Raw genomic sequence first — 16,654 nt, forward strand, 5'->3', positions numbered from 1 at the left:
GGGGCCCCCCGGGGGGGGGGGGCGCGGGGTTCCCCGCCGCCTGGGGCGGGGGGGGGCCCCGCCCAAACCCCCCCGTGCCGGGGGCCCCCCACTACCCCCTCCCCCGGGCCCCCGGGCCCGGGCGGGGCGCGCCCCCCCAACGCCCCACCTTCGCGCTGCTGTTGCGGTTCGCCCGACGCGATGTCGCCCGGCATCTGCGCGACGGGGTGGCCGGTTTGCTCGCCGAACCGGCGCTGCGCCGCATCCTGGCCGACATCGAGCCGGGTACCCGGGCTCCCGCCGCCCCGCTGCTGGTGGTGCAGGGCGTGCGTGACGAGGTGATCGCGGTCGCCGACATCGACGGCCAGGTCGCCAGATACCGGGCGGCCGGCGCGACCGTCGAATACCTGCGGGTGCGGCGCGGCTCGCATCTGCCACTGGAGTTCCTCGTCGTCCCGGTGGCCCTGGCCTGGCTGACCGACCGTTTCGCCGGCCGCCCGGTGCGGTCGGGGACCAGCACCGTGGTCTCGGTGGCCCGCGACGTCACCGCCCTGCGTGGCCACCTGGACTTCCTCGCCCTGGTGGTCACGATGCTGGGCGGTCGGCCGGTCCGCGGCGGGAAAGTAGGTGAGACCGTAAGTAACATTATCAATTCGTGATTGGCGCCCCTATTTCTGGTGGCATCGGAAATTCGGACTTATCGGATGTCGCAACATGACTCTCACGGAGTTCTCATATTTCCCTCAGGAATATGAGGTATTCGAGCATAACCGCAGGTGGTGATAGGTTTGTTGGGGTACCTGTTAGCGCCGTCACTAATTCGGGAATTCCGTAACTCGCGCTGTTCGAGTGTCGATACGCCCTCTGTAAGCCAGCTGCGGCTGGGACTGAAGAGAACAGAGGAATTCATATGATCCCCGTTATCATCGACACCGGTAGCGCCGCTCTGAACGGCCTCTTCGACACCCTGGGCGCCGCCCTCCACGGCCTGGTCGACACCCTGTGGACCGGTTCCTTCGGCGGCTGAACAAGCCCCCTCGGTCGATGAACGGCCGGGTCCGCCACTGGCGTGACCGATGAGAAGGGCCCCGCACCTGTCAGGTGTGGGGCCCTTCCGTCGTGCGGGGGTCAGTGCGAGTGCGCGGCCTTGCCGGTCGGCACGTGCCGGGGCCCGTGCGCCTCACCGCAGTGGCTGGTGTCGCTGTCGTCGGCGCCGATGCCGATCACCGTCGGGCGCGCGTGGTCGACCTGCAGGGTGACGTGCTCGATGTGGTGCTCGTGGTCGAGCATGTGCGCGATGTCCTCGCGCACGGCGTGGCAATCGTGGCCGGGCTCGACCAGCACGTGTGCCGACAGCGCGGGGGAGCCCGAGGTGATCTCCCAGATGTGCAGGTCGTGCACTTCGGTCACGCCGTCCCTGGCGGCCATGTCGCGGCCGACCCGCTCCGGATCGAGATAGTCCGGCGCCGCCTCGAGGAAGATGCGGCTCGACTTGCGGATCAGCCCGATGCCGGCCTTGATCATCAGCGCCACCACGATCAGGGTCGCGATCACGTCGGCCTGCACCCACCCGGTCAGGATGATGATCAGGCCCGCGACGGCCGTCGCGATGAACGCGAACAGGTCGTTGAGGATGTGCTGATAGGCGCCCTCGACATTGAGGCTGGACCGGTCGGCCCTGCTGATCATCCAGGTGGCCAGCACATTGACCGCGACGCCGACCAGCGCTGTCACCAGCACCAGTGTGCCGTGCACCTCCGGCGGCTCGAACAGCCTGCGGATCGCCTCGTACCCGAGCCAGGCCGCCAGCAGGAGCAGGGTCAGGCCGTTGGCCTGGGCGGACAGGATCTCCACGCGCTTCCAGCCGAACGTCATCCGGCCGGTCGCCGGTCGCGCCGCGAGCCGGATCGCCAGCAGCGCCAGCACGATGGAGGCGGCATCGGTGGTCATGTGCGCCGCGTCGGACAGCAGAGCCAGCGAATCGGCGATGATGCCGACGATCACCTCGCCGATGAGGAAGGTGACGATCACCGCCAGTGCGCCGGCCAGCCAGCGCCGATCGCTGTCGGCCGAGACCTTGTGGTGGTCGTGCCCGTGTCCTGCGCCCATCGCGTCATCCCTCCGTGCGGTTCGATCGGTCGCAATCATATGCACACATCGCTATGTGTGCAATTCGTTCTTGATCTGCCCGTGTCAGAGAGGGATCGTGGCTGGTCAACGGCATGCGGCTGCCCGCCGGTCCCGCTCGGGTTCCAGCCTAGATGTGCGCGGGGTCCGGTGGGGAAGCCCGGCAGGTCACGATCGGTCGGCCTGATCCGGCCACTCGTCCTCGACGATCAACCGGCCCGTCGCGTAGAGCGGGGCGATCAGCTCGTACGGGTAGGTCGGCCAGAACGACACCGCGCCGGTCTCCCTGTCGATGACATGGACCGAACCGCCCACCGGTCGTGATCGTCCGGCGACCGTGGCGAGCGGCCGCACGGCGAGGACGATGAAACCGTCGTCGAATTCGACGACGTGCCGCTCGGTGCCCTGATCCGGCGCCGGGAGCCGAGCCTCCGCGATGCGGGTGGCCTCGGCCTGATCGACCGGCGTGGTGGCGTCGGTCGGGTATGCATGGATGTCCACGTTTCTCGCTCCCCTCGCCGCGATTGTCGTCCTCGACGGCCGGTTGTGTCGAGGGATCGGCCGGATACGGAAAAAGAACGAGCCCGGGGGCCCTGCTCCCCCCTCCTGGAGCAGGCCCGGCCCGGGCTCGCGAAAAGAGTGTCGCGTGGCGGGCCAGCAGGATCCTGAAGAGTTGCTTAAGGCGTTGTCATCGCCGCCGCTCGCGGCGATAACCGGATATGACAGACGAACCCTGCGGTGCGCACTGCGCGCGACTGTGTACCTCCGAGGGCCTGGCCGAGGTACTGGCCGCCGACCGCGGACTGCTGCACTGGCGGGCGCTGCGCGGACTGGGGGATCCGGGCCTGGCCGAGCATGCCGTACAGGAGACGCTGTTGCGCGGATGGCGCGCGTGCCGGGACTTCGACGCGAGCAAGGGGAGTGTGCGGACCTGGCTGCTGGCGATCGAACGCAATGTCGTCGTCGACATCGTGCGGGCGCGGGCCGCCCGGCCCGGTGATGTGGGCTGGGACGATGTCACCGACGTGGCCTGTCGCGATTTCGCCGACGGGCTCGTCGACGGGCTGCTGGTCGACCAGCTGCTCACGCACCTGCCCGAGCCGCAGCGCGCGGCCGTCGTCGAGGTGATCCTGCGCGATCGCGGGTACCGGGAGGTGGCCGCGGACCTCGGCATTCCGGTCGGCACGGTCAAGACACGCGTGCACTACGCGTTGCGGTCGCTGCGTCAATTGCCCGACGTTGCCTGATCGGCCGCCGTCGAGGCCGTATTTGGGCGTCTGACCAGCGCTGATCTGCCCCTTCTCGCCTGTCACATTTCGATAACGGTGCTTGCTCTGTGGTTGCTCGTGTTGCAAGAGTGAACCACTGGGTTTGGTGTTACCAATGGGAAGGGAGGGGTGCTCCGTTCCGGGGTGCCGACCGAACATGCAACCAAACATCATGAAGGCCGGTCTCTGCTCCACCGTGTCCGCCGCGGTCGTGGTCTCGCTGACCGGGCTGGTGCCCGTGCAGGCCAACGCGACGCCCGAACCGGCGGTGGGCGATCAGCTCGCCGGCAAGACGATCTTCCTCGACCCAGGTCATCAGGGGTCCGCGCATTCGGAGAACCTGTCCCGCCAGGTCGACAACGGCCGCGGCGGCACCAAGGACTGCCAGACCACCGGCATGACCAGTCTCAACGGCGTCCCCGAACACACCATCAACTGGCAGGTCGCCCAGCTCGTGCAGGCCTCGCTGCAGGCCCTCGGCGCCGAGGTCGTGCTCAGTCGTGCCGACGACACCGGCTGGGGCGGCTGCGTCGACGATCGCGCCCGTGCCGCCAATGCTTCCGGCGCGGCGGTCGCGGTGAGCATCCACGCCGACAGCGCCCCCGCCGACCAGCGTGGCTTCCACCTGATCGTGCCCGCGCTGCCGATCCCGAACCCCGCCGCCGACCAGGCGCAGTCCGGTCCGGGGCGCGCCGTGTCCTCGGTCGTCCGCGACGCCTATCTCGCCTCCGGTTTCCCCGCCGCCACCTACGCGGGCGTCGACAACGGGCTGCAGACCAGGGACGACATCGCCGGTCCGGCGCTGACCCAGGTGCCGATGGTGTTCGTGGAGATGGGCAACGGGGCCAACCCCGAGGATGCCGCGCTCCTGGAATCCCGCGAGGGTCAGCTGAAGCATGCCGTCGCCATCGCCACCGGCGTTGTCGGTTATCTGCTGGACAAGCCCGTCACCGCGACCCCGGCAGCCTTCAGCCCGGCTCCCGCCCGTGTCCCCGTCTCGACCTCGGTGGACCCGAGCGCGACCTCGACGAGCAAGCCCGCGCCCGGCGACGCCGCCGAGCCGTCCGGCAGCGCGGCACCGACCACGGGCGCGCCCGCCGATCCCGCGACAGAACCGTCAGCGGACGGCACCACCACGAAGAGCGCGCCCGGCACCGAGTCCTCGGGCACTCCCACGACGACGAAGAGCGCGCCCGCCGACGCGGCGGGACCGAGCGCGCCGTCCGTACCCGTGACGACGACGAAAAGCGCTCCGGCTCCGGCTGATTCGGGCTCCGCGTCCGACCGCCCCGCCGCGTACCTCCCGGCTCGCGTCCCGGCGTCGACCGGCGTCCCCACCTCGACTCCGGCCGAGGCCGCCGACCCGTCCGACACCGTGACCACGACCAAGAGCGCCCCGGCTCCGGCCGATTCGGGCTCGGCCGCCGACCGGCCCGAGGCCGCCGCACCCGCGCTGGCGCCGACCTCGACACCGAGCGCGCCCGCCGACGCGGCCGATCCGTCCCACACCGCGACGCCCACCACCACGAGCTCGGCGAGCGGCACGACCACACCGAGCGCGCCCGCCGACGCCGCCGACCCCTCGAGCACGGCGACGCCGACCACCACCCCGGCGGCCGGACCCGCCGCGAACGGTACGACGACGAAGAGCGCGCCCGCCGACACTTGGGAACCGTCCGGTCCCGCCGCGCCGACGACGACCAGCGCACCAGCTGCGGCCGGACAGGCCGGTTCGACTCCGGGCGCGGGCTCCACCGGGGCTGAGCCCACGGACTCGGGGGCGGACCCGACATCCCTCCCGGAGGAGCCCGCACAGGACGGAGCCGCGTCGACCACGACCCCGGCGCCGACTACAACGCCGGCGCCGGCCGCTGACGAGCCCACACCGGGCACGGGCCAGCCGCGGTCGACCAGCACCGCGCCGACCACCACCGTCGCCGCCCCGGCGCGCCCGGTCTCGGCGGTTCCGAAGCCGCCCGCCGGGTCCAGCGGGCACTTCCAGGTCCCGGGTGGTAACGAGGGACGGCCGCCGAGCGGATCGGGTGGTCAGCTGGCGGTACCGCCCAGCCCGGAACCCGCGCGCGCAGGCACCGGCACCCAGGTGCGGACCGCGGCCCCCGGCGAGCCGACCGCGCCCGCCGCGCCGAGCCCCCGCAAGCGGGAGGCCACGCCGAAGACCCAGGCGACTCCCGAGGAAGAGCTGCCCGATCTGAGCGCCCTCGGCGGTCCGATCCTGAAGGTCATGGACATGCTGATGCCGCTGGCCCAGTCCCTCGGCATGGACAACACCATGATCACCAACCAATTGATCAACCTGGCCTACACCCTGGTCGGCATGGTCTTCGGCCCCACCAAGTAGCACTGGTCACCGCGGCGGCCGTCGTCCCACCCGGGGCGGCGGCCGCCGCGGTGTGCGGGGACGGTTCCGCTGACGACGCGAGGGGGCCGTGCCGCCGCGCCGGACGAGCGAGGCAAGATGAGAACAGTGATTCCTGTTGTGATCGTCGCGGGGTTCCTGGGCTCGGGGAAGACGACCCTGCTCAATCATCTGTTGCGCAACAACCGGGGCACCCGGATCGGAGTGGTGGTCAACGACTTCGGCGCGGTGAACATCGACGCCATGCTGGTCGCGGGCCAGGTCGACGCCATGGTGTCGCTGGGAAACGGGTGCGTGTGCTGCGCTGTCGACGTCTCCGAACTCGACGACCTGTTCGGCCGCCTCGCGCAGCCGCGCAGCGCGGTCGACGTGATCGTCGTCGAGGCGAGTGGCTTGGCCGAGCCGCGCAACCTGATCCGGATGGTGATCGCCACCCCGAACCCGCGGATCGCCTACGGCGGCCTGGTCGAGGTCGTCGACGCCGAACTGTTCGACTCCACCAGCGCGCGGCATCCGGAACTGGTGACGCATCTGCGGCTGGCCGATCTGGTGTTGGTGAACAAGGCCGACCGCGTCGCGCCCGAGGCGCTGGCCGCGTTGCGCGCGCGGATCACCGACTGGGTGGGTCAGGTGCCGGTGTACGCGACGACGCACGGTCGCGTCGACCCCGGCCTGCTGTTCGACGAGCGGGTGCGCGAGGAACCGACAGTGGCGCAGCAGTTGAGCTTCGACGCCCTGCTCGACGACCACGACCACGACCACGACGATCCCGACCACCGGCACCTGCACGACGAATACCTCTCGGTGTCGTTCACCAGCAAGCGGGCGCTGGATCCGCGCGCCCTGGTCGCCTTCCTGGAGGATCCGCCGCCCGGCCTGTTCCGCGCCAAGGGCTGTGTCGCGTTCGCGGTGGCGGGGGAGCGCCGCAAGTTCGAGCTGCACGTGGTCGGCAGGCATGTCGTGTTCACGCCCGGCACCTGGGCACGCGGCGAGGAACGGGTGTCGAGCCTGGTGCTGATCGGCGCCGGGCTGGAGCCGGATGCGGCCCTGGATCGCTTGCACGCCACCGTGTTCGACGGTGACGAGCCGCTCGACGAGCAGGCGATGCTCGGCGTCTGGCGCTACACCCCGCGCTAGCCGCTCAGCCGCAGGCGTTGACCCATTCCGACAGCCCGTCGGCGAACAGCTGCCGCTTCCAGATCGGCACCTCGTGCTTGATCCGGTCGACGAGTTCGGCGCACACGGTGAAGGCCTCGGCCCGGTGCGGCGCGGCGACCGCGACGACGATCGCCAGATCGCCGATGGTGAGCGACCCGACGCGATGCGTCGCGGCCACCGGAAGTCCGTGCGCGGCGGCGACTTCGGCGCAGATCGTGTGCAGGAATCGTTCGGCCTGCGGATGCGCCGAGTACTCGAGCGCCGTGACGGCCTGCCCGCCGTCGTGGTTGCGGACCTTGCCGGTGAACACGACGACGGCACCGAATTCCGGTCCGTCGACGGCTTTTTCGACGGCGACGGGATCGAGGTCCTGGTCGCTGATCGCGGTCAGCCGGACCGTGCCGTGGTCATTCATGGGCGCCGCCTCCGGCTACTTGCGCGAGCAGGTGATCGAGTAGTGGTTCCAGGACGGCGATCCCGTCCTTCACCCCGCCGGGCGAGCCGGGCAGGTTGACCACCACGGTGTGTCCGGCCAGCCCCGCCACCCCGCGGCTGAGCGCGGCCAGCGGGAACTTCGCGGTCCCGCGCTGCCGGATGGCGTCGGCGACCCCGGGCAGCTCGCGGTCGAGCACGGCGCGGGTGGCCTCGGGGGTGGCATCGGTCGGCGAGGCGCCGGTGCCGCCGGTGGTGATCACCAGTGACGGTCCGCCGAGCAGGGCGTCGGCCAGGCCCGCCGCGATGTCGGCGTCGGCGTACACCAGCGGCCCACGCACCGAGAAGCCCCGCGCCGTCAGCCATTCGGCGAGCACCGGCCCGGTGGTGTCAACGCGTGTCCCGGCCGCAGCGCCGGTGGAAGCGACCACGACAACCGCCGGTCGCGAAACATCTTGGGGAGCAGCGCCTTCCGCCGAGTCGAGGGGGCCGGTCGCGTCATGGGGGTGCGCCGCCGGGCGCTCGGCAGGGCTCTCCGCGCCCCTGTCCGGTCGCACCCAATGTCCGTGCTTCCCACCCTCTTTGGTGAGCAATCGGACGTTCGTCAGTACCGCGGCCGGATCGACGGCCTTCACCATGTCGTGCAGCGTGAGCCCGGCGACGGCGACCGCGGTGAGCGCCTCCATCTCCACCCCGGTCGGCCCGGTCGTCTTGGCGCTCGCCTCGATGGTGATGGCGTTCTCGGTGAACCCGAACTCCACCTTCACCGACGACAACGCGAGCTGATGGCACAGGGGGATCAGCTCCGAGGTCTTCTTCGCACCGGAGATCCCGGCCAGTCGCGCCGTCGACAGCACATCGGCCTTCGGCATGTCGTCGGCCCTGACCAGCGCGAGCACCTCGGGCGTCGTGCGCAACTCACCCGCGGCGACGGCGATCCTGGTGGTGTCGGCCTTCGCGCTGACATCCACCATGCGTGCCCGACCCTCCCGGTCGACGTGCGACAACTCGCTCATAGCTTCAAGATTCGCACAGTGGCCCCCGCGGGCAGCGAGGTGACCTCGGCGGGCACATCGACGAGCACATCGGCCCAGGCCATGCCGGCGATGAGGTGGGAGCCCGGTCCGGAGATCACCTCCACCCCGTCGCCGGTGAGCAGCCCACGCAGGTACTGGCGCCTGCCGCCGGGGGAGCGCACCGGGGTGAGCAACGTGGTCTCGGCGGTGACCGCCGGGGGCAGGCCGCCCAGCGCGCGCACGACATCGCGGGCGAAGACCACATAGGAGACCGTGGTGCTCACCGGATTACCGGGGAAACTCAGCACCGGAACACCGTCGACCACCGTGTACCCCTGCGGCCCGCCCGGCTGCACCGCGACCGAACCGAACACCCCGCCGAGCGGCCGCAACACGTCCTTGACGACCTCGAAGTCGCCCTTGGACACCCCGCCGGAGGTGCAGACCAGATCGGCGGCGGCCACCGCGGCGCGCAGCACGGCGGTGAACTCGGCCGCGTCGTCGGAGCTGTGCGCCACCTCGAGCACCTCGACCCCGTCGGCCCGCAGCGCCGCGGCCAGGGCGATCCCGTTCGAGTTGTAGATCTGTCCCGGCGCCAGCTCCGCGCCGGCGGGGCGCAGTTCGTCGCCGGTGGTGATGCACACGGCGCGCAGGCGACGCAGCACCGGCACACTCGGCAATCCGACCGCCGCCAGTGCCGCGATATGGCGGGGCGCGAGGACGGTCCCGGCGCGGGCCACCAGGTCGCCAGCACGCACATCGGTGCCTGCCTCCCGCACGAACTCGCCCTGGCCACGGCCGCGCTCGACGACGATCCGGTCGCCGTCGGAACGCACGTCCTCGACGGGCACCACGCAGTCGGCGCCGGGCGGGATCGGCGCGCCGGTCATCACCTTCACCGCCGCGCCCTCGGGCAGCGGCGTTGTCCCCGGTTTGCCCGCCGCGACCACGCCGGCCACCGGCAGGGTGACCGGGGTGACGGCCACGTCGGCGGCACGCACCGCGTACCCGTCCATCGCGGAGTTGCGGAACACCGGCAGATCGATCGGGGACAGCACGTCGGCCGACAGCACCCGGCCGAGCGCGTCGGGCACCGGGACGGCTTCGTTCCGGCGATCGGCGAGCGGGGCCAGCAGCGCGGCGACGGTGTCGCGGTACTCGTCGACGCTGCGCGCCGACGCGGTGGCGGGCCGGGAAGTCATGCTGCCAGCCTAATCGCCCCGGGAGCGGCGCGAACGTACCGGATAGCTCACAGCGAGGGCCTCGATCCGGTGAGCGACGAGATCGTGACGGATCGGCGCTCCCGGCCGGTCCCGCCCGCCCTCACGGGGCATACTGAAGGAATGACGCTGGTCGAAATGGGGATACCCGCTGTGCGATCGGAGCGGCCTTCCCTGGACGGCCGGCCCGAGACGCCGCTCCTCGTCGACCGCTTCGGCCGGGTCGCGCGCGACCTGCGCGTCTCCATCACCGAGAAGTGCTCGCTGCGCTGCACCTACTGCATGCCCGAGGAAGGTCTGCCGCCGATTCCGCGCGAGGAACTGCTCAGCGCCGGCGAGATCATCCGGCTGGTGACGCTCGCGGTGCGGGAGCTGGGCGTGCGTGAGGTGCGCTTCACCGGCGGTGAACCGCTGATGCGACGCGAGCTCGAGGAGATCATCGCGGGCTGTCACGCCGCGGTGCCCGATACGCCACTGGCGATGACGACCAACGGCGTCGGCCTCGAACACCGGGCGCGTGCCCTGGCCAAGGCCGGGCTGAGCAGGGTGAATGTCTCCCTCGACACCGTCGACCGGCTCGACTTCGCCCGCCTGACCCGCCGCGACCGGCTCGAATCGGTGCTCAACGGCATCCGCGCCGCCCGGGATGCCGGACTGGCGCCGGTGAAGGTGAACGCGGTACTGATGCGCCAGAACCTGGCCGGTGCGGCGGACCTGCTCGCGTGGTGCCTGGCCGAGGAGTGCGAACTGCGGTTCATCGAGGAGATGCCGCTCGACGCCGACCACGAATGGGCACGCGCCAACATGGTGACGGCCGCCGACCTGCTCGACGTCCTCGGCGAACGGTTCAGCCTCACCGAGGCAGGCCGGTCCGATCCGTCGGCGCCGGCCGAGAAGTGGCTGGTCGACGGTGGTCCGGCCGCGGTCGGCATCATCGCGACCGTCACCCGCAAGTTCTGCGACAGCTGTGACCGCACCCGCCTCACCGCCGATGGCATGCTGCGCTCGTGCCTGTTCAGCGACCAGGAGTTCGACGTGCGGACCGCGCTGCGCGCCGGTGCGGACGACGACGAGGTCGCCGAGTTGTGGCGCGGGGCGATGTGGCAGAAATGGGCCGGTCACGGCATCGACGCCGCGGGTTTCGTCCCGCCGGAACGCACGATGGGAGCCATCGGTGGTTGAGGTCCGCTACTTCGCCGCGATCGCCGACGCGGTCGGCAAGAACACCGAATCACTCGACCTGCCCTCCGGCGCGACGGTCGCCGACCTGCGCGCCACCCTCGCCGCCACCTACGGCTCCGAGATCGACACCCTCGTCGGGGTCTGCGCCTTCCTGATCGGCGACGAACTCACCCGCGACCCGTCGGCCATGCTGCGTGACCGCGTCGACGTGCTGCCCCCGTTCGCGGGCGGCTAGCCCGAGCGCCGCCTTTGCCGAGCGCCTCGCCCAGCACGACATGGGCGAGGGCTGACTACGCTTCCGCGACCCGGCGAAGATCGACTACGACCTGCTGCGAGACCTCTTGCGCGCCAACGCCTCCGGTGACGCGCCGTCATCTGCTGAGCTCAGCGCCACCAGGTGTCGTGCGGGGTCACCGGCACCGTGCGCTTGTGGCGGGTGTTGGTGAAGATCGACTCGACGCGGGCGGCCACCTCGTCGGTGACGTCCTTGCCCTCGAGGTAGTCGTCGATCTCGGCGTAGCGCAGGCCGAGGGCTTCCTCGTCGGGCAGCGCGGGGCGGTCGTCCTCGAGGTCGGCGGTGGGGACCTTGGACCAGACGCTCGACGGCGCACCGAGTTCCTGCAGCAGGGCCGCGCCCTGGCGCTTGGTGAGGCCGGTCAGCGGCGTCAGGTCGACCCCGCCGTCGCCGAACTTGGTGAAGAACCCGGTGACCGCCTCGGCCGCGTGATCGGTGCCGACGACGAGCAGGTTCTCCTGCCCGGCCAGCGCGTACTGCGCGACCATCCGTTCCCTGGCCTTGATGTTGCCGCGCACGAAATCGCGCAGCCGCTCGTGGTCGAGCGCGCCCGCCACCTCGGCCGCGACCGCGTCGGCACCGGGCCGCACGTTCACCACGACCGTCCGATCGGGGTCGACGAAGTTCAGGGCGACCTGCGCGTCGTGCTCGTCGGCCTGGACGCCGTAGGGGAGCCGCACGGCGAGGAAGGTCGCCTCGGCGCCGTCGGCGCGCAGTTCCTCGGCGGCGAGCTGGCACAGCCTGCCCGCCAGCGCGCTGTCCTGGCCGCCGCTGATGCCGAGCACGAAGCCCTTGGCCGGCGTGGTGCCCAGATAGTCCTTGAGGAAGTCGACGCGACGGCGGACCTCCTGCTTCGGCTCGATCTCCGGCAGGACGCCCAACTCGGCGATGATCTGTTCACGCAGTGTCCCCATGCCGCCTCACTCTACTTGCGCGGCAGGGGAAACGACCCGGCGAACGAGCCATTCCCAGTTGTCGCCGAGCTGAGCGCGCGTATAGCCGAGGATGTCGATCTGGTGAATGACCAGCGCCGCCGAGAGGGTCGACATGAGCGTGTCCGCGATCAAGGACACGTCACCGTCGACCTCGGCGCCGCGCAGCAGCAGCATGATGTGCGACTTGTGCAGGGCGTAGGGCCCTGCCCCGAAACGGCCCTTCTCCTCGGCCGCGCGGTGCAGATCGCCCTCGACCTCGATGTCGAGCAGCCGGGTCCGCCCGAAGGCGATCAGCCGCTCGACCGGGCTCGCCTCGGGGCCCAGCGGCGGCGGGCCGAACATGAAAGCGGCCTGGAACTTCTGCTCGGAGTGGTCCAGCAGCGCCAGCATCAGCCCGGTGCGATTGCCGAAGCGGCGGAAGACCGTGCCCTTGCCGACGCCGGCGCGCTTGGCGACCGCGTCCATGGTCAGCCCGCCCGCGCCGTGCTCGCGCACCAGCTGCTGGGCGGCGTCGAGCAGCAGGGCCCGGTTACGGGCGGCGTCGGCCCGTTCGCTCGGTTCGGCGACGGCGGGCTGCGACGGCTCGATGCGCAGCAGCGGCGCACCGTCCGGGCTGGGTGTGCTGTACCTCACGCCGCTCACGCGTCCTCCGGGGGAAGTAATCGGACTGCGGTCCGGTTATGGTGATTGAACTTAGCTCATTCCATTCAACACACCAAGGAGTCGATAATGGCCGAGACCCGCATCCTCACCCTGGTCGGCAGCCTGCGCGCGGGCTCGATCAACCGCCAGCTGGCCGAGACCGCCGCGAAGACCGCGCCCGCCGGCGTCGACATCGCCATCTACGAGGGTCTCGGCGAGATTCCCTTCTACAACGAGGACCTGGACGTCCCCGGTTCCGTGCCCGCGCAGGCCGAGGCGCTGCGCGCCGCCGTCGCCGCGGCCGACGCCGTCCTCCTGGTCACCCCCGAGTACAACGGCACCCTGCCCGCCGTGCTGAAGAACGCCATCGACTGGGCCTCGCGCCCGTACGGCGCCGGCGCGATCAAGGGCAAGCCGGTCGCGGTCGTGAGCGCCTCGATCAGCCCCCGCGCGGCCGAGTGGGCCCACGGTGACGCGGTGAAGTCCGTCGGTGTCGCCGGCGGCGTCGTCGTCGAGGCGGCGCACGCGCGCTTCGGCACCATCGGCGAGCGCTTCGGCCAGACCCACCCGACCGAGGACGCCGAGGCCCTGACCCAGCTCGGCGCGACCGTGCACGAGCTGGTCGCCGCCGCTGACGGCAAGCTCGTCTCGGCGTAAGCTGTCGGTTCGACCAGGGGCGTCGCATCCATCGCGGGTGCGACGCCCCTGTGCTGTCCGCGGAGTTTGCTGAAGACTCGCCGGGATGCAAAATCGTGATCTGGGCCACTGTTTCCCCAGCGTGTCGATGGCGCGTCCTGGGACTTACCGCGTCGGAATTACATCTGTGCGACTCGCAACACCTTGTGTTGTTCCAATCTGTCGGCCACTAGGTGTAGTGTCTTCGGTACTGGAAGACGGTGTGGAGCCACCACTGATCGGGCCCAAGGGAAGGGGTTACGAGCAGGGCTTTCTTCGCCAGATCCAGGAGTTTGCGCAGCAACACCGTTCGTGCACTGCATACGGATCACAGGCTGTGGATCAGGCATAGGAGAGAGGGACTCTAGATGACCATCACCGTGTACACCAAGCCCGCTTGCGTCCAGTGCAATGCCACCTACAAGGCGCTCGACAAGGCCGGGGTGGATTACGACGTCATCGACATCTCCGAGAACGACGAGGCGCGCGACTACGTCATGGCCCTCGGCTACCTGCAGGCGCCGGTCGTCGTCGCCGGTGACGATCACTGGTCGGGCTTCCGTCCCGACCGCATCAAGTCGCTCGCGGTCGCGGCCGCCTAGGACTTCCGCCGGAAGGAGGCGTCATGCCCGAGCGGAGCACTCCGGGCGGGCTGGTCTACTTCTCCAGCGCTTCGGAGAACACTCATCGTTTCGTCGAGAAGCTGGGTCTCCCGGCGACTCGGCTACCACTGCACACCGCTGATTCGCTGCGCGTCGACGAACCCTACGTGCTGATCACTCCCACCTACGGGGGTGGTCGGCACGTCATGGGGGGACAACGGTCCGACAAGGACCTCGTACCGCGGCAGGTCGCCAAGTTCCTCAACGACCCGCACAACCGCGCGCTGCTGCGCGGTGTGATCGCGGCCGGCAACACGAACTTCGGCGATACCTATTGCGCCGCAGGCGACATCATCTCGCGCAAATGCGGGGTGCCGTACCTGTATCGCTTCGAACTCATGGGAACCGCTGAGGACGTCGTGCGCGTCCGAGAGGGATTGGGATTGTTTTGGCAACAGCAACCACAGCACCGGCAGGCAAGACAGCTCGCCTAGAGCAGTCCGCCGCCCGCGGCGAGGCGGGCGAGGTTCTGGACTACCACGCTCTCAACGCGATGCTGAACCTGTACGGCCCCGACGGACAGATCCAGTTCGACAAGGACCGCGAGGCCGCGCACCAGTACTTCCTGCAGCACGTCAACCAGAACACGGTCTTCTTCCACAATCTCGACGAGAAGCTGGACTACCTGGTCAAGGAGAACTACTACGAGACCGAGGTTCTCGACCAGTACAGCCGCGAGTACATCAAGGCCCTGTTCCAGCAGGCCTACGCCAAGAAGTTCCGGTTCCCCACCTTCCTCGGCGCGTTCAAGTACTACACCTCGTACACGCTCAAGACCTTCGACGGCAAGCGCTACCTGGAGCGGTTCGAGGACCGCGTCGTCATGGTCGCGCTGACGCTGGCCGCGGGCGACGAGGTGCTGGCGAGCAAGCTGGTCGACGAGATCATCGACGGCCGCTTCCAGCCCGCCACCCCGACCTTCCTCAACTCCGGTAAGAAGCAGCGCGGCGAGCCCGTGTCGTGCTTCCTGCTGCGCATCGAGGACAACATGGAGTCCATCGGGCGCTCCATCAACTCCGCGCTGCAGCTGTCCAAGCGCGGCGGCGGTGTCGCGTTGCTGCTGAGCAACATTCGTGAGCACGGCGCGCCGATCAAGAAGATCGAGAACCAGAGCTCGGGTGTCATCCCGATCATGAAGCTGCTCGAGGACTCGTTCTCCTACGCCAACCAGCTGGGCGCGCGGCAGGGCGCGGGCGCGGTGTATCTGCACGCGCACCACCCCGACATCTACCGCTTCCTCGACACCAAGCGCGAGAACGCGGACGAGAAGATCCGCATCAAGACGCTCTCGCTGGGCGTGGTGATCCCCGACATCACCTTCGAGCTGGCGAAGAAGAACGAGGACATGTACCTGTTCTCGCCGTACGACGTCGAGCGCATCTACGGCAAGCCGTTCGCCGATGTCGACGTCACCGAGAAGTACTACGAGATGGTCGACGACAAGCGCATCCGCAAGTCGAAGATCAAGGCGCGCGAGTTCTTCCAGACCATCGCCGAGCTGCAGTTCGAGTCGGGCTACCCGTACATCATGTTCGAGGACACGGTGAACCGGGCCAACCCGATCAAGGGCAAGATCACCCACTCGAACCTGTGCTCGGAGATCCTGCAGGTCTCGACCCCGTCGGAATTCAACGACGATCTGTCGTATTCCAAGGTGGGCAAGGACATCTCGTGCAATCTGGGTTCGCTCAACATCGCCAAGGCGATGGACTCCCCGGATTTCGGCCAGACCATCGAGACCTCGATCCGCGCGCTCACCGCGGTGTCGGACCAGACCCATATCTACTCGGTGCCCTCGATCGAGCAGGGCAACAACGAGTCCCACGCCATCGGCCTCGGCCAGATGAACCTGCACGGCTACCTGGCGCGCGAGCGGGTGCACTACGGCTCCGAAGAGGGTGTCGATTTCACCAACATCTACTTCTACACCGTGGTCTACCACGCGATCCGGGCCTCGAACCTGATCGCGAAGGAGCGCGGTAGCGCGTTCGGCGGCTTCGCCGAGTCGAAGTACGCCAGCGGCGAGTACTTCGACAAGTACACCGAGCAGGTGTGGGAGCCCAAGACCGACAAGGTGCGTCAGCTCTTCGCCGACGCGGGCGTGCACATCCCCACCCAGGACGACTGGCGTGAGCTGAAGGCCTCGGTGCAGGAGTTCGGTATCTACAACCAGAACCTGCAGGCCGTCCCGCCGACCGGCTCGATCTCCTACATCAACCACTCCACCAGCTCCATCCACCCGGTGGCGTCGAAGATCGAGATCCGCAAGGAAGGCAAGATCGGCCGCGTCTACTACCCGGCCCCGTATCTCACCAACGACAACCTCGAGTACTACGAGGATGCCTACGAGATCGGCTACGAGAAGATCATCGACACCTACGCCGCGGCCACCCAGCACGTGGACCAGGGCCTGTCGCTGACCCTGTTCTTCAAGGACACCGCCACCACCCGCGACCTGAACAAGGCCCAGATCTACGCCTGGCGCAAGGGCATCAAGACGCTCTACTACATCCGCCTGCGCCAGATGGCCCTCGAGGGGACCGAGGTGGAGGGCTGCGTCAGCTGCATGCTGTGAGCTGAAGACGTGCGAAAGGGGGGGGGGGCCACCGGGGCCCCCCCCATAGGGTGTGGGGGATGGGGCGGAGAAATAGGAAGAGGGCCCCCCCCCCCCGGCCCACAGGGGGGG

17 protein-coding genes are annotated in these 16,654 nt (G+C 69.4%); 10 read left to right on the forward strand and 7 right to left on the reverse strand.

The window, feature by feature from the left end:
- Window positions 1–161 precede the first annotated feature (161 nt).
- Window positions 162–638, forward strand: coding sequence for a lipase family protein (locus QH270_RS21420; protein ID WP_280345336.1), 477 nt, complete (start codon window positions 162–164; stop codon window positions 636–638).
- Between the two features lie 469 nt (window positions 639–1,107).
- Here QH270_RS21420 and QH270_RS21425 read toward each other — a convergent pair whose 3' ends face one another.
- Both QH270_RS21425 and QH270_RS21430 read right to left on the reverse strand, forming a co-directional pair.
- A complete protein-coding gene (locus tag QH270_RS21425) occupies window positions 1,108–2,088 on the reverse strand; it encodes a cation diffusion facilitator family transporter (protein ID WP_280345338.1) in 981 nt (326 codons plus the stop codon).
- A 186-nt stretch (window positions 2,089–2,274) separates the two neighbouring features.
- Window positions 2,275–2,607: a hypothetical protein gene (locus QH270_RS21430; protein WP_280345341.1), complete on the reverse strand. Its 333-nt coding sequence runs from the start codon at window positions 2,605–2,607 to the stop codon at window positions 2,275–2,277.
- A gap of 218 nt (window positions 2,608–2,825) precedes the next feature.
- On the opposite strand from QH270_RS21430, the gene QH270_RS21435 reads away from it, so the two are divergent.
- From QH270_RS21435 to QH270_RS21445, 3 genes are all read left to right on the forward strand, one after another.
- Window positions 2,826–3,353, forward strand: coding sequence for a sigma-70 family RNA polymerase sigma factor (locus QH270_RS21435; protein WP_280345343.1), 528 nt, complete (start codon window positions 2,826–2,828; stop codon window positions 3,351–3,353).
- Window positions 3,354–3,531: 178 nt separating this feature from the next.
- Window positions 3,532–5,733: an N-acetylmuramoyl-L-alanine amidase gene (locus QH270_RS34710; protein WP_432420398.1), complete on the forward strand. Its 2,202-nt coding sequence runs from the start codon at window positions 3,532–3,534 to the stop codon at window positions 5,731–5,733.
- Between the two features lie 117 nt (window positions 5,734–5,850).
- On the forward strand, window positions 5,851–6,888 hold the full coding sequence (locus QH270_RS21445) for a CobW family GTP-binding protein (RefSeq protein ID WP_280345345.1): 1,038 nt from the start codon (window positions 5,851–5,853) through the stop codon (window positions 6,886–6,888).
- A 4-nt stretch (window positions 6,889–6,892) separates the two neighbouring features.
- On the opposite strand, the gene QH270_RS21450 is transcribed toward QH270_RS21445, so the two are convergent.
- The 3 genes from QH270_RS21450 to QH270_RS21460 are packed head-to-tail and all read right to left on the reverse strand — an operon-like array spanning window position 6,893 to window position 9,559.
- Window positions 6,893–7,324 carry a molybdenum cofactor biosynthesis protein MoaE gene (locus tag QH270_RS21450; RefSeq protein ID WP_280345347.1) on the reverse strand — a complete coding sequence of 144 codons (432 nt, stop codon included), beginning with the start codon at window positions 7,322–7,324 and terminating at the stop codon, window positions 6,893–6,895.
- Window positions 7,317–8,357, reverse strand: coding sequence for a bifunctional molybdenum cofactor biosynthesis protein MoaC/MoaB (gene moaCB, locus QH270_RS21455; RefSeq protein ID WP_280345348.1), 1,041 nt, complete (start codon window positions 8,355–8,357; stop codon window positions 7,317–7,319). The genes QH270_RS21450 and moaCB overlap by 8 nt, the downstream gene beginning before the upstream one ends.
- Window positions 8,354–9,559: a molybdopterin molybdotransferase MoeA gene (locus tag QH270_RS21460; RefSeq protein ID WP_280345350.1), complete on the reverse strand. Its 1,206-nt coding sequence runs from the start codon at window positions 9,557–9,559 to the stop codon at window positions 8,354–8,356. Before QH270_RS21460 ends, moaCB begins: the two co-directional genes overlap by 4 nt.
- Window positions 9,560–9,700: 141 nt before the next feature.
- Here QH270_RS21460 and moaA point away from each other — a divergent pair, with 141 nt between their 5' ends.
- Both moaA and QH270_RS21470 read left to right on the forward strand, forming a co-directional pair.
- The gene (gene moaA / locus QH270_RS21465) at window positions 9,701–10,759 is read left to right on the forward strand and encodes a GTP 3',8-cyclase MoaA (RefSeq protein ID WP_280345352.1); all 1,059 of its coding nucleotides are present in this window, start codon (window positions 9,701–9,703) and stop codon (window positions 10,757–10,759) included.
- Window positions 10,752–10,994, forward strand: coding sequence for a MoaD/ThiS family protein (locus QH270_RS21470; protein WP_280345354.1), 243 nt, complete (start codon window positions 10,752–10,754; stop codon window positions 10,992–10,994). The genes moaA and QH270_RS21470 overlap by 8 nt, the downstream gene beginning before the upstream one ends.
- A gap of 149 nt (window positions 10,995–11,143) precedes the next feature.
- Here the strand turns inward: QH270_RS21470 and nadE are convergent, their stop codons facing one another.
- Window positions 11,144–11,968, reverse strand: coding sequence for an ammonia-dependent NAD(+) synthetase (nadE, locus tag QH270_RS21475; RefSeq protein WP_280345356.1), 825 nt, complete (start codon window positions 11,966–11,968; stop codon window positions 11,144–11,146).
- Window positions 11,969–11,974: 6 nt separating this feature from the next.
- Window positions 11,975–12,631 (reverse strand): TetR/AcrR family transcriptional regulator, encoded by a 657-nt coding sequence (locus QH270_RS21480; protein WP_432420399.1) that lies wholly within the window; start codon window positions 12,629–12,631, stop codon window positions 11,975–11,977.
- A gap of 87 nt (window positions 12,632–12,718) precedes the next feature.
- Between QH270_RS21480 and QH270_RS21485 the strand changes: the two genes are divergently transcribed.
- From QH270_RS21485 to nrdE, 4 genes are all read left to right on the forward strand, one after another.
- A complete protein-coding gene (locus QH270_RS21485) occupies window positions 12,719–13,288 on the forward strand; it encodes an NAD(P)H-dependent oxidoreductase (RefSeq protein WP_280345358.1) in 570 nt (189 codons plus the stop codon).
- A 386-nt stretch (window positions 13,289–13,674) separates the two neighbouring features.
- The gene (gene nrdH, locus QH270_RS21490; RefSeq protein WP_110036239.1) at window positions 13,675–13,908 is read left to right on the forward strand and encodes a glutaredoxin-like protein NrdH; all 234 of its coding nucleotides are present in this window, start codon (window positions 13,675–13,677) and stop codon (window positions 13,906–13,908) included.
- 23 nt (window positions 13,909–13,931) lie between these two features.
- Window positions 13,932–14,402 (forward strand): class Ib ribonucleoside-diphosphate reductase assembly flavoprotein NrdI, encoded by a 471-nt coding sequence (gene nrdI / locus QH270_RS21495; RefSeq protein ID WP_280345361.1) that lies wholly within the window; start codon window positions 13,932–13,934, stop codon window positions 14,400–14,402.
- A gap of 59 nt (window positions 14,403–14,461) precedes the next feature.
- Window positions 14,462–16,543, forward strand: a complete 2,082-nt coding sequence (gene nrdE / locus QH270_RS21500; protein WP_280345368.1) for a class 1b ribonucleoside-diphosphate reductase subunit alpha — start codon at window positions 14,462–14,464, stop codon at window positions 16,541–16,543.
- Window positions 16,544–16,654: the final 111 nt, after the last annotated feature.

This window comes from Nocardia neocaledoniensis (genome assembly GCF_029868625.1).
In the GTDB taxonomy this organism is placed as follows: Bacteria; Actinomycetota; Actinomycetes; order Mycobacteriales; family Mycobacteriaceae; genus Nocardia; species Nocardia neocaledoniensis_A.

Coding starts and splice junctions, on each gene's coding strand:
- moaA (WP_280345352.1), top strand. CDS start 9,701: ATGACGCTGGTCGAAATGGGGATACCCGCTGTGCGATCGGAGCGGCCT.
- QH270_RS21450 (WP_280345347.1), bottom strand. CDS start 7,324: ATGAATGACCACGGCACGGTCCGGCTGACCGCGATCAGCGACCAGGAC.
- nrdH (WP_110036239.1), top strand. CDS start 13,675: ATGACCATCACCGTGTACACCAAGCCCGCTTGCGTCCAGTGCAATGCC.
- QH270_RS34710 (WP_432420398.1), top strand. CDS start 3,532: ATGCAACCAAACATCATGAAGGCCGGTCTCTGCTCCACCGTGTCCGCC.
- QH270_RS21435 (WP_280345343.1), top strand. CDS start 2,826: ATGACAGACGAACCCTGCGGTGCGCACTGCGCGCGACTGTGTACCTCC.
- QH270_RS21460 (WP_280345350.1), bottom strand. CDS start 9,559: ATGACTTCCCGGCCCGCCACCGCGTCGGCGCGCAGCGTCGACGAGTAC.
- nrdE (WP_280345368.1), top strand. CDS start 14,462: ATGCTGAACCTGTACGGCCCCGACGGACAGATCCAGTTCGACAAGGAC.
- QH270_RS21425 (WP_280345338.1), bottom strand. CDS start 2,088: ATGGGCGCAGGACACGGGCACGACCACCACAAGGTCTCGGCCGACAGC.
- moaCB (WP_280345348.1), bottom strand. CDS start 8,357: ATGAGCGAGTTGTCGCACGTCGACCGGGAGGGTCGGGCACGCATGGTG.
- QH270_RS21445 (WP_280345345.1), top strand. CDS start 5,851: ATGAGAACAGTGATTCCTGTTGTGATCGTCGCGGGGTTCCTGGGCTCG.
- QH270_RS21485 (WP_280345358.1), top strand. CDS start 12,719: ATGGCCGAGACCCGCATCCTCACCCTGGTCGGCAGCCTGCGCGCGGGC.
- nadE (WP_280345356.1), bottom strand. CDS start 11,968: ATGGGGACACTGCGTGAACAGATCATCGCCGAGTTGGGCGTCCTGCCG.
- nrdI (WP_280345361.1), top strand. CDS start 13,932: ATGCCCGAGCGGAGCACTCCGGGCGGGCTGGTCTACTTCTCCAGCGCT.